Here is a 12742-nt window from a genome sequence, read left to right on the forward strand (position 1 = left end):
ACATCTACGTAAATTGCATCTAAGTTATTCATGCCCTTGCCTTGGTAATCTTATGTTTCTTGGTCGAAAGATCTGATCACCGCAAGGGCATTTAGTTCCATTTCTTATGCGCAGCTCAGGTTAATTAGCAGTTATAAAGGTAAAAGCAAAAAGCACGACTAAGTCGTGCTTTTTTTGATTTTAATAGCGCTTATAATTTTAGCGTTTTATAAATCTTCTGCATCACCTAAACCGGCCGTCAGTTCTTCAAGCAATAGCTTGATTTCTTCTGAGGCTAAAATAAAGTCAGCATCTAATTTAACCGCCATATCTTCTTTAGGAATATCGGCGTTTTCTTCTTTTAAAGTTTCTGAGTAGCTTAAACGCTTGATAGAGCCATCGTTTTGCAGCATAAACTTCAGGCGTTCTTGCCAATCAAGTGCAAGTTTGGTCACGCGTTTACCATTTTCTAGGTGCGATTTAACTTCATCACACGATAAATCATGACCTTTTAGTTTAACCTGTGCGCCACTGTCGTCGGCTTCTTCTAGCTCAGCATCAAAACCTATAGCAAAGTTTTCAGGGGTGCTGAAGTTAGTTAACCAATCAGTTAAAAATACATCTAGGTCGTAGTTTGCAAAAGCAGGTACTACCGGTAATGTGCCCAGAGACTTACGCAGCAATGCAAGTAGCTCTTCTGCTTTATTAAAACTGCCGCTGTTAACTACAACCCAGCCGTTTTCTTGGTCAATAAAAGCAAACTGTAGGCTCGATTTTTTAAACGCTTGAGGTAATAAGGTAGTTAAAATGTTTTCTTTTAACTCGTCTTTTTCTTTCTTTTTAACAGGGCGGTTTTCTTCCGCTTCTATTTGATCTACTTTTTCGGCAACCATTTCATTAACAACAGATGCAGGCAGCACTTTTTCTTCACGTTTGGCACACACTAAAATGCTTTTTTGTGAAAAATGCGCCAGCGAGTCACCATGCTTACCAAATGCTTTTGTCCAACCAAATGTAGAAAGGTCTTGAGAGCCACAAGGGCGAAATACATCTTGTTCTAACGCTTTTTCAAACTCTTCTTGAGTGTACGAAACATCTTGCTTAAAGCGATAACAAATCAGGTTACTAAACCACATAAGGTAACTTTTCCATCTTTTAAATTTGCTCAATCATAGCAATAAAATGGGGTTCTCGAAATGGCTGATTTTAAGCAAAGCCGTTATTGATTAAATAATGGCTTTGGCATGTTTTTAGGAAATTCAATATGGTAATGAAGCCCTTTGCCAGGCTCACTGCTTGCCTCTATTGAGCCGCTAAGTGTTTGCTTAACTAAGTTAAAGGTTATGTGTGTGCCTAACCCACTGCCGCCTTGGTCGCGTTTTGTCGTAAAAAATGGGTCAAACAATTTGGCTAATTGCTCTTTTGTTACGCCATTGCCGTTATCGGTGTAGTCAATAATAAGGAGTGTGTCATCGGCGCTAATATTTATATTAATATTGCCCTGCGCAATATTATCAAAACCATGAATAATTGAGTTCATAATTAAGTTAGTAAAAATTTGGCTAATTGCCCCTGCAGGCAGGTTAAGAACTAAATCATCCGGACACTGTAAGTTTATGGTGTGCTTGGTTTTTTTTAGTTTAGGGTGGAGCGATAAAATTACTTCGTTTAAATAGTCTTTAAAGTTAATTGTTCTTACAGCTTCACTGGCTTGGTCTACCGCTATTTGTTTAAAGCTGGCAATAAGCTCAGAGGCTCTATCAAGGTTGGTTGTAAGCAAGCTTGTGCTTTGCTTAGCTTCGTTTATAAATTCTTCTAATGCTTTGGGCGATAACTTTTTTTCTTTGTAGGCATTTTCTAATGTGTTTAAACGCTCTTGTAAAAACGATATAGCAGTTACACCAATCCCAATAGGTGTATTTATGTCGTGTGTAATACCGGCGACTAATCCGCCTAGCGCAGCCATTTTTTCGGTGCCTACTAAGCGCTCTTGTGCAAGGCTTAGCTCGTCTAGGTAGCGTTCAAGCTCTTTTTGTTTAGTTAATAATTCTTCTTCGGTGTGTCTGCGTAAATCAACTTCTTCGGTTAGTACCAGCTTTTGTTTTTCTAGTTCGTACTTTTGCTGTTGTAAATCCATCATAGCTTGGCTTAAGTTTGACGTTTTACGGGCAACATCTTGCTCAAGCTGTATATTGTGCTGGTCGAGCTTTTCGTTACTAACAATCAACTCACGTTGGGTATGCTCAAGCTCTTTTCTGTATTGAACTACTTTATCTATTAAGTTATTAAAAGACTGCTCCATAACGTTTAGCTCGTTATGCTCTTCGGTCTCAATGTCTATGTGTTGACCTTCTAAGTCATCAAGCTCTAAGTTTTCTATTTGATCGGTTAACTCGTTTAAAGGGTCGGTGAGCAGCTTTCTAAATGCCATTAAAAACAGAATGATCAAAAAGGTGGTTTTGATCATGGCGTTACCAATTAAAAAGTAAATAGATACCATTATTCGGCTAAATACCACATCGCGGCTAGAGAACAAGGTCACATCACCTACTTGAGTAGCGCGCCCCGAAAATTCAAAAATTAGGGGAAAGGTATAACCAAAGAGACCCGATTTGGTGTCCTCTATAATGACTTCTTCTTGTACGAGTTGTTGGTTATAAAGTTTGTGTATATCCAAAGAGCGCCCCAGCTGCGAAATAATTTCACCGCTGTCGTCGCGCACTATAATGCCCTCCACCATAGGTATAGCAAGTAAGCCTTCTGCGGTTGTAATTGTTTGCTTTGTGTTTAGTTCCCAAATTGCGCGTGTTAAGCTTCGGCTAAAGGTTTTTTGCAGCGTACTTAGCTCATCACGAATGTAGTCTTTAGTATTTACAAATTCTGCAAGCACCTGCCCACATGTCACCACAAAGGTAAGCAAAAAATACACTGATAAAACATTAGTTAACAATTTTTTAGAAAGGCTTTTTTGTAACATATGGGATTTACTCATCCGGTGTAATTATATCTAAGTTGCAATTTCTAACTTAAAAGTTAGTCAATAAAACCTTAAAAATAAATAAAAAATTTATATTTTAAAGAGATAGCCCAGCTATTGAGTCGTTTTGTTTTAATAATAGTGCACTAAACTGATTTAAATTAATTTTAATGGCTACTGAGATTTCAAAAACGATGATTTTTAATAGGCAGCTAGAGCAATTATTAATAATATTTAACGTTTTATTGTAAGGTTACAGTATTACATTATGCGAACAAGCAAAGTGTTAGAGTTTTAGGAACGTGTTAGAATAGCAAAAACCAACGGACGGCTCGTTTTTATAATTTTTAGAAGGTTATTTTAGTAGTTAACATGATGAAATTTTCTATATTAGTGTGTGATGACTCCACTGTTGCACGCAAACAAGTTGTGCGTTGTTTAAATGAATGCGTGAGCGCCGACATTCAACAAGCCGCAAACGGGGCCGATGCGCTGGCGCTTTTACGCTTGCAGCAATTTGATCTTTTGTGTTTAGACTTAACCATGCCAGAAGTTGACGGCGTACAAGTGCTGGAGCGCATCAAGGCAGAAAAAATAGAGTGTTTTGTACTGGTGATCTCCGCTGATATACAACAACAAATGAAGCAAAAAGTCGCGCAGCTTGGTGCTATCGACTTTATAAATAAACCTATTAATAAATCGGCTTTAAGTGAAGTTTTGCATAAATTTGGCATTCATTAGGTTTTTTCATGTTCAAAAAGGCTGTTTTATCTTTTAATTTGGGGTTGACAGCATAGCCTTTGTTAAGGCAGTCTTAGCTCTATGAAAACAATTAATCGCGCACTGACCATTATTATTACAACCACCATTCTTACTGGATAGTGGCATAGGTCGGTGCAACAAATTTAAAGGCCTGTGTTCACTAAGAACACAGGCCTTTTTTCGTTTTATGGGATGAGGAACATAAATAATGCGCGTTTTAAAATTTGGAGGCTCTTCGCTTGCCGACTTTGCCTGTTTGCAACAAGTAGCTTTGCTGGTAAAAGCACAGTTAAAAGATGAAATGTTACTGGTACTTTCTGCACCCGGAGGTATGACTGATTCATTAGTTGCGCTGGCCAGTGCCGCTGAGCAAGGTCAAGATTTTTCTCAGCAGTGGCAAGCTTTGCTAAGCCGATGCGAGACATTAAAAGCAGAAGTAGAAAAAAGCAGTGGCGAAGTAACAAACTGGCCAGATTTTAATGAGCTTAAAAATAAGCTAGATGGTGTGGCGCTTATTAAGTGTTGCCCAGATCAAATTCGTGCTTTTGTAATTAGTTTTGGTGAGCGTGTTAGCGTATCGCTAATGCAAAGTTTATTAAGCTCGCACAATGCACAATACCTTGAAGCAACGCGTTGTGTTGCCTCTACTGGTGGCTACATTGATGCTGAGGCCGACTTAGTAACGAGTAAAGCACGCTTTCAAGCCGTACTTAAAGAAAACCCAGCCACCATTTACATTATGCCAGGCTTTACAGCAAGCAACGAGCAAGGCGAACTTACTACACTTGGTCGTAATGGCTCTGATTACTCAGCAGCTATTGCAGCGGCATGTTTAGATGCTGAAATGTGCCAAATTTGGACTGACGTAGATGGTGTGTACAGTGCTGATCCGCGCTACATCAAAAAAGCAACTAAAGTTGATTTCTTATCTTATAAAGAAGCGATGGAGCTTTCTTACTTTGGCGCTAAAGTACTTCATCCTAAAACCATTTTACCGTGCGCGAAAGCGGGCGTACCGTGCGAAATTAAAAATACCCATAACCCAGATGCTCAAGGGTCATTAATTGGTAACGACTATTCATCTGATGAGCCAGTAAAAGCGCTTTCTAGCTTGCAAGACTTAGCAATGCTTACCGTGTCAGGCCCTGGCATGAAAGGTAAAGTGGGCATGGCCTCTAAGGTATTTAATGCCCTTGCGCACGATAACGTATCGATAGTATTAATTACTCAATCATCGTGTGAATTTAGCATTAGCTTTTGTGTGCACGAAAGCGATTTAGCGCTAGCACTAGAGGCCTTGCAAAGTGCATTTGAACTTGAATTACAAGCAGGCTTAATTGAGCCGGTGCAAGTACAACGTAATCTTGCCATTGTTACTTTAGTGGGCGATAACATGCGCGCACACAAAGGTTTAGCAGCACAGTTTTTTGCTTCTCTTGCACAGGCCCAAGTAAACATTGTAGCCATTGCGCAGGATTCTACAGAAAGTGCTATTTCGGCGGTTATTGATGGCGAGCTGTGTAACGATGCAGTGAAAATATGCCATGAAAACTTTTTTACGCACGTCCCTTCAATTGACGTATTTTTACTTGGCTGTGGCTTAGTAGGCCAAGAGCTTATTTCTCAGTTAGAGCGCCAGCAAGCGTGGCTTGAAAAACGTAATATTAAGTTAAACCTATATGGCGTTGCTAATTCTCGTCAATTGCATTTAGACAGCGAAGGTATTGCATTTGATGATTGGCAGCAAAAGCTTGCAGCATCAGAGCAAGCGTTTGACTTAAATTTAGTTGAGCAGTTTGTAAAACAAAATCACTTAGTAAACCCCGTGCTTGTAGATTGTACGTCTTCTGATGCGCTAGCGGCTCAGTATGTGGATTTTTTAAATGCGGGCTTCCATGTGGTTGCCGCTAATAAAAAAGCAACAACCAGCTCGTACGATTATTACCAAGACTTAATTGCAGCAACACAAAAAAATAACCGCAAGTTTTTATACGAAACAAACGTAGGTGCAGGCTTACCGGTAATCGATAACCTACAGTCGTTATTTGGTGCAGGTGATGAGTTACTTGAGTTTAGCGGTATTTTATCAGGCTCATTGTCGTACATGTTTGGTGCACTAGAAGATGGTTTATCACTTTCTGAGGCAACTATTAAAGCAAAAGAAAGCGGTTTTACAGAGCCAGACCCACGCGATGATCTATCGGGCACCGATGTAGCACGTAAATTGCTTATCATTGCACGCGAAGCTGGCATGAAATTAGAGCTTAGCGATATAGAAGTAGAGTCAGTATTGCCTCAAGGTTTTGCACAAGGTGACAGCGTAGATGAATTTATGGCTAAACTGCCAAGTTTAGATGCTGAGTTTAACGACCGTATTCAAAGTGCGGCAGCAGAGGGCAAGGTACTTCGTTATGTAGGTACAATTAAAGAAGGCCACTGTAAAGTAGGTATTGAAGCGGTCGATTCATCGCATGCATTAAATGTAATTCGTGATGGTGAAAACGCATTAGCTATTTTAAGCCAATATTATCAACCACGCCCGTTTGTAATTCGTGGTTACGGTGCAGGCTCTGCGGTAACAGCTGCAGGCGTATTTGCCGACGTATTAAAAACGTTATCGCGCTAGGAGAGCATTATGATAGAAGTATATGCTCCGGCGTCTATAGGTAATTTTGCAGTGGGCTTTGATGCACTTGGCGCAGCGCTTGCGCCTATTGATGGCAGCTTATTAGGTGATGTAGCCGTAGTAAGCGCCGCAGCAAGTGATGAGTTTGTTTGCTCTGGCGAATATGCGCATAAGTTACCAAGCGATGCGAGCGAAAACCTAGCATATCAATGTTTAGTACATTTTAGAGCGCACGTTGCGCCAGATATGCCAAGTGTAAAATTAGAGCTTAAAAAGAACTTACCAATTGGCTCAGGGCTAGGTTCGAGTGCGTGCTCGGTGGTAGCAACCTTTGCTGCGCTTGATAAGTTTGCTCAAACCAATTTAAGCCAAGTTGAGCTGATTGAATTAATGGCTGATTTTGAAGCGATAGTCAGTGGCGGACGTCATTATGACAACATCACCCCGTGTTATTTAGGGGGCTTACAGCTTACAGGCGATTTAATTCCTGATAAGTCAATTGCTCTACCAGTTGATGAAAACTGGTACTACGTAGCGGCGTTTCCTGGGTTTTCGCTTAATACCGCAAAGGCACGCTCGGTATTACCTAAAGAGCTAAGCATGCATGCAGGGGTTGAGTTTGCACAGCGTTTATCGGCATTTAGCAGTTTGTTATTAACGCAGCGTTTTGATGATGCATTGAGCATTATGCAAGACGATATAGCAGAGCCGTACCGAGCACCGTTAATAACAGGGTTTAGCGAAGCGAAAGCAAATTTGCCAGCGCTTGGTGCAGAAATTGTCAGTATTTCAGGTGCAGGCCCTACGTTATTTACAGTGTGTAAAACATTAGAAGCTGCCGAAAAATGTGCGCAGTGGTTAGCGCAAAACTATATAAATGAGCAGGGCTTTTGCCACATTTGTAAATTAGATAACGACGGCACGCGTCAATTAACAGTTTTATAGGATAGGCATTTATGCAATTACATAATTTAAAAGAAAATTCTCAAAAAGTGTCGTTTGTTGAAGCGGTAAAAACAGGGCTTGGGCGTAATCAGGGGGTATTTTTCCCTGAAAGCTTAGCGCCACTCGCCGATGTAGATGCGTTATTAGATATGGACTTTGTTACCCGCAGTAGCAAAATTTTATCGCACCTTATTGGCGATGAATTACCCGCTGATACAGTTGCTCAAATGGTTAAAAATGCGTTTAACTTCCCCGTAAAATTGGTAGAGGTTGAAGACAATAACTATTGTTTAGAGCTTTTTCATGGCCCTACGCTTGCGTTTAAAGACTTTGGCGGGCGCTTTATGGCTGAGTGTTTAGCACAGTTTAATCAAGGCGAAAAAGTCACGATTTTAACGGCAACCTCTGGCGATACCGGCGCTGCTGTAGCGCATGCATTTTACAACAAGCCAAACATAGATGTGGTTATTCTATACCCTAAAGGCAAAATTTCGCTTGCTCAGCAAAAGTTATTTACTACGCTTGGGAACAACATTCATTGTTACGCGGTTGATGGCAGTTTTGATGATTGCCAAGAGCTGGTTAAAAAGTCGTTTTTAGATGACGAAGTTAAATCTACACTTGGCCTTAATTCAGCTAACTCAATCAACATTAGCCGCCTAGTGGCACAAGTATGTTATTACTTTGAAGCCATTGCTCAGCTACCAAAAGAAAAGCGTGCTACAGCGCATATTTCGGTCCCTAGTGGTAACTTTGGCAATGTATGTGCCGCCATGATTGGTGTTGTAATTGGTTTGCCGGTGGGTAAGCTAAGCGCGACTACAAATCAAAACGACACAGTGCCACGTTACATGCTTGATAAAAATTGGGCGCCAAATGCCACACTTGAGTCGCTTTCAAATGCGATGGATGTGAGCAAGCCAAATAACTGGCCACGTGTGCAAACAATGTTAGATAATAACTGGTTTAGCTACGATAATTTTTACTCAACCAGCGTGAGCGAAGAAAATACGCAAGCAGTGATGAAAAATATTCAACAAACTGGTTATGTTGCAGAGCCGCATACCGCCATTGCATACCAAGGTCTTGTAGAGAATAAAGCACCCGGCGCAGCAGGTATCTTTTTAGCAACTGCTCACCCTGCTAAGTTTAAAGAAAGCGTAGAAGAGATCCTAAATATTGAACTTGATATGCCAAAACCACTTAGCGACGCACTTGCTAAACCTTGTTTAGCAAGCGACATTAACCCTGATTATGAAGCGTTACGCACTGAAATACTCGCTAAGTTAGGCTAACTAACTTAGCGTTAAAAAAGCGGCTTTGGCCGCTTTTTTTGTATTTTGAACGCGCTAAATAAAGTATTTATCATTAAGTAATTAAATGTAAAAAATAAAAATCATTTAAATTATTAATGCATTTATAAAAAAATATCATCTTAAAAACGCTGTGAAATAGATTCAATCCCTGTTTAAATATCCTCAACTTAAGAGCGTAGGCAAAGAGTCGTTTAAAGCGTACAATAAAGCCTCTAAAAAACACCATACACGTTGCCCTAGGAGACCCCAATGTTAGAACGTAGCATGAATATTTCGGATTTTGATCCAGAGTTATTTGACGCGATAAACAAAGAAACTGCTCGCCAAGAAGAGCACATTGAATTAATCGCATCAGAAAACTACTGTAGCCCACGCGTACTAGAAGCACAGGGTTCACAGCTTACAAACAAATACGCAGAAGGTTACCCGGGCAAACGTTACTATGGCGGTTGTGAGCACGTAGACGTTGTTGAACAACTTGCAATTGATCGTGCTAACGAGCTATTTGGTTCTGACTATGCAAACGTTCAGCCACATGCGGGTTCTCAAGCAAATGCAGCTGTTTTCTTAGCATTATTAGAAGCAGGCGACACTGTACTTGGTATGAGCTTAGCTCATGGTGGTCACTTAACGCACGGTTCACACGTAAGCTTCTCAGGTAAGCTATACAATGCAATCCAATACGGGCTAGACGAAGCAACTGGCGAAATTGACTACGCACAGGTAGAAGCGCTAGCACTTGAGCACAAACCAAAAATGATTATTGGTGGTTTTTCTGCGTACTCAGGTATTGTTGATTGGGCTAAATTCCGTGAGATTGCTGATAAAGTAGGTGCTTACTTATTTGTTGATATGGCTCACGTTGCAGGTTTAATTGCGGCGGGTGTTTACCCAAGCCCAGTACCTCACGCGCATGTTGTAACAACAACAACACACAAAACTTTAGCAGGCCCTCGTGGTGGTTTAATTATTTCTGCTTGTGGCGACGAAGCAATTTACAAAAAGCTTAACAGCGCTGTGTTCCCAGGTGGCCAAGGTGGTCCTTTATGTCACATTATTGCTGCAAAAGCAGTGGCATTTAAAGAAGCTCTACAACCAGAATTTAAAACATACCAAGCACAAGTAGTTAAAAATGCTCAAGCTATGGTTGCTGTTATGCAAGAGCGCGGTTACAAAATCGTATCTGATAAAACAGAAAACCACTTATTCTTACTTGATTTAATCGATAAAGATATCACAGGTAAAGATGCAGACGCAGCGCTTGGTAATGCAAACATTACTGTGAACAAAAACTCTGTACCAAACGATCCTCGCTCACCGTTTGTTACTTCTGGTTTGCGTATTGGTTCACCTGCAATTACGCGTCGTGGCTTTAAAGAAGCTGAATCGAAAGAACTTGCTGGCTGGATTTGTGACGTATTAGACAACATCAACGATGAGTCAGTACAAGCGCAAGTTAAAGAAAAAGTTAAAGCAATTTGTGCAAAACTACCTGTATACGCTTAATTGCATAAGCAGCAGTAATTTAGATCACAACAAGGGGCCTGTTTACCTTTCGAGGTTTAATTTGCAGTAGTATGTTTGGTTTTTAGGCAAGGCAGAGTCTATGTAGTGTGGTTACTCCACACAAATAGGCGATAACGCAGCATAAATGCCAAACATGCACTGCCCTCGGGTTCGTCCTAGGGGCGATTTACTCTTTGTTGCTCGGTTTTTACTTAGCCCACTAGGTTACAAACCTCGCGCCGCGATCAAATCACCCCTAGATAGAACAAATTTAATCCTGAAAGGCCAACAGGCCCTATTTTTTTGCTAAGATAAAAGGCCGCTAAATAGCGGCCTTTTTTGTTTTAAAACGGAAGTACCGAGTTATGCATTGCCCATTTTGTACCGAAAAAGATACTAAAGTTATTGATTCTCGCCTAGTCGGCGGAGGCCACCAAGTTCGCCGTCGTCGTGAATGTAACGAGTGTCACGAGCGATTTACTACCTTTGAAGGCGCCGAGTTAGTTATGCCACGTGTAATTAAACAAGATGGCAGCCGAGAACCCTTTAATGAAGATAAACTACTCAATGGCCTTAATCGCGCCCTAGAAAAACGCCCTGTTAGTACAGAGCAAGTGGATGAAGTGGTTAATATTATTAAATCGCAGTTGCGTGCTACCGGCGAGAGAGAAATATCAAGTCACCTTGTGGGTGAGTGCATAATGGAGGCGCTTAAAAAACTGGATAAAGTAGCCTATGTGCGGTTTGCCTCTGTGTATCGCTCGTTTGAAGATATACGCGAATTTGGTGAAGAAATTGCCCGTTTAGGGGAGTAATAATGCAAAACCAAATAACCTTTACTGCGCAAGATGAAATGTACATGGCACGTGCCATCGAGCTTGCAAAAAAAGGGCGATTTACAACCACCCCCAATCCTAATGTAGGGTGTGTTTTAGTTAAAGATAACCACATAATTGGTGAAGGGTTTCATCAATTAGCTGGGCAGGGGCATGCTGAGGTTAATGCCCTTGCTGTAGCAGGTGAAAACGCAAAAGGTGCGACTGCGTATGTTACGCTTGAACCGTGTAGCCATTACGGACGCACTCCGCCGTGTGCAGAGGGCTTAAAAGCAGCAGGTGTAGTAAAAGTTATTGCAGCTATGGTCGACACCAACCCACAAGTAGCAGGTAAAGGGCTTAAAATACTCAGCGATGCAGGTATAGAGGTTGCATTTGGGCTTTTAGAGCAGCAAGCGCGCGCACTTAATTTAGGTTTTTTTAAGCGTATGGAGCAGGGGCTTCCGTATGTTACGTGTAAAATGGCGGCCAGCATTGATGGTAAAACCGCGCTTAAAAATGGCCAAAGTAAGTGGATCACCGGCAGCGCTGCGCGACAAGATGTACAATTACACCGAGCACAAAGCTGCGCTATTTTAACGGGCGCCGATACGGTTATTACCGATGATGCTAAGCTCAATGTGAGGTTAAGCGAGTTGCCACAGGCTTTGCCTACCGATTTCCCCCTACGCCAACCGGTGCGTGTTATAATTGACTCACAAAATAGGCTTACACCAGAGCTGGCAGTATTTAATATTGAAAGTGAAATAATAATTTTTACTACCAAGGTTGATAAATCAACGCAGTGGCCGCATTTTGTAAGTCATATAGAAGTGCCACAGCAAAATAACAAAGTTAATTTAACGTCTGTTTTAGCGCACCTTGCTAAGCTGCAATTTAATCATGTTTATTTAGAAGCGGGTGCTACACTTGCCGGTAAAATGACAGAGCTTAATTTAATAGACGAATATATATTTTATTTAGCGCCTAAACTAATGGGGTGCGATGCAAAAAGCTTAGTTAATTTTGCACCGCTAACAGATATGCAAAACACCGTTAATTTGACGTTTAAAGAGTGTGTGAAAATAGGCGATGATTTACGTATAACCGCTACAAAACACATTCCAATCACTTAATTAAAAGAGTAGGGCTATGTTTACTGGAATAATTGAAGCCACAGGCAAAATTGCGCTATTACAAAAAAAACAAGGCGATTTAGCCATTCGCATTCAAAGCGCTAATCTTGATATGAGCGATGTAAAGCTTGGCGATAGCATTGCCACTAATGGCGTATGTTTAACGGTAGTTGATAAGCACATTGATGGCTTTAGTGCCGACTTATCAAACGAAACTATCAGCTTAACTGGGTTTGCAAATTATAATATTGGCCAAACAGTTAACCTTGAAAAAGCCATGCAGCCGGTTTCACGTTTAGGCGGGCATTTGGTGTCAGGTCATGTTGATGGCATTGCAACCATTACAGCCATTACTAGTAATGCGCGCGCTACAGAATATTGGCTAAGCACCGATGAAAACTTAATGAAGTACATTCCTTACAAAGGGTCTGTATGTATAGATGGTATAAGCCTGACAGTAAACGCTGTACAAGGTAATAAATTTAAATTAACCATAGTGCCGCACACAAGCGAGCAAACCACCATTGCTGATTTTAAAGTGGGCACACGCGTTAATTTAGAAGTCGACCAAATTGCACGTTATTTAGAGCGCCTTATTAAAGGGGCTGAGCAGCCGACTGGCTCAGATATTTCAATGAGCTTACTAGCTAAAGCTGGTTTTGTTAAATAACGACACTGAT

10 protein-coding genes are annotated in these 12742 nt (G+C 41.0%); 8 read left to right on the forward strand and 2 right to left on the reverse strand.

All coding sequences use genetic code 11. The features are described 5' to 3' along the window. Positions 1 to 206: 206 nt before the first annotated feature. Positions 207 to 1115 carry a recombination-associated protein RdgC gene (gene rdgC / locus PSH41_RS19230; protein WP_004586854.1) on the reverse strand — a complete coding sequence of 303 codons (909 nt, stop codon included), beginning with the start codon at positions 1113 to 1115 and terminating at the stop codon, positions 207 to 209. Positions 1116 to 1198: 83 nt separating this feature from the next. Continuing rightward, positions 1199 to 2956 (reverse strand): HAMP domain-containing sensor histidine kinase, encoded by a 1758-nt coding sequence (locus PSH41_RS19235; RefSeq protein ID WP_273589998.1) that lies wholly within the window; start codon positions 2954 to 2956, stop codon positions 1199 to 1201. A 372-nt stretch (positions 2957 to 3328) separates the two neighbouring features. On the opposite strand from PSH41_RS19235, the gene PSH41_RS19240 reads away from it, so the two are divergent. From PSH41_RS19240 to PSH41_RS19275, 8 genes are all read left to right on the forward strand, one after another. Beyond that, positions 3329 to 3697, forward strand: coding sequence for a response regulator (locus PSH41_RS19240; protein ID WP_024031682.1), 369 nt, complete (start codon positions 3329 to 3331; stop codon positions 3695 to 3697). A gap of 229 nt (positions 3698 to 3926) precedes the next feature. Further along, positions 3927 to 6344 carry a bifunctional aspartate kinase/homoserine dehydrogenase I gene (gene thrA / locus PSH41_RS19245; RefSeq protein WP_273589999.1) on the forward strand — a complete coding sequence of 806 codons (2418 nt, stop codon included), beginning with the start codon at positions 3927 to 3929 and terminating at the stop codon, positions 6342 to 6344. Positions 6345 to 6353: 9 nt separating this feature from the next. Beyond that, a complete protein-coding gene (gene thrB, locus PSH41_RS19250) occupies positions 6354 to 7289 on the forward strand; it encodes a homoserine kinase (RefSeq protein WP_029773773.1) in 936 nt (311 codons plus the stop codon). Positions 7290 to 7300: 11 nt separating this feature from the next. Next, positions 7301 to 8584: a threonine synthase gene (gene thrC / locus PSH41_RS19255; RefSeq protein ID WP_273590000.1), complete on the forward strand. Its 1284-nt coding sequence runs from the start codon at positions 7301 to 7303 to the stop codon at positions 8582 to 8584. 270 nt (positions 8585 to 8854) lie between these two features. After that, positions 8855 to 10111, forward strand: coding sequence for a serine hydroxymethyltransferase (gene glyA / locus PSH41_RS19260; protein ID WP_024031685.1), 1257 nt, complete (start codon positions 8855 to 8857; stop codon positions 10109 to 10111). A 365-nt stretch (positions 10112 to 10476) separates the two neighbouring features. Beyond that, positions 10477 to 10926 (forward strand): transcriptional regulator NrdR, encoded by a 450-nt coding sequence (gene nrdR / locus PSH41_RS19265; RefSeq protein ID WP_273590001.1) that lies wholly within the window; start codon positions 10477 to 10479, stop codon positions 10924 to 10926. Positions 10927 to 10928: 2 nt separating this feature from the next. Beyond that, the gene (gene ribD, locus PSH41_RS19270; protein WP_273590002.1) at positions 10929 to 12062 is read left to right on the forward strand and encodes a bifunctional diaminohydroxyphosphoribosylaminopyrimidine deaminase/5-amino-6-(5-phosphoribosylamino)uracil reductase RibD; all 1134 of its coding nucleotides are present in this window, start codon (positions 10929 to 10931) and stop codon (positions 12060 to 12062) included. A gap of 16 nt (positions 12063 to 12078) precedes the next feature. Further along, on the forward strand, positions 12079 to 12732 hold the full coding sequence (locus PSH41_RS19275) for a riboflavin synthase (protein WP_004586863.1): 654 nt from the start codon (positions 12079 to 12081) through the stop codon (positions 12730 to 12732). Positions 12733 to 12742 lie beyond the last annotated feature (10 nt).

The sequence above is a fragment of the Pseudoalteromonas sp. CST2 genome, from assembly GCF_028599385.1.
Taxonomy (GTDB): domain Bacteria; phylum Pseudomonadota; class Gammaproteobacteria; order Enterobacterales; family Alteromonadaceae; genus Pseudoalteromonas; species Pseudoalteromonas atlantica.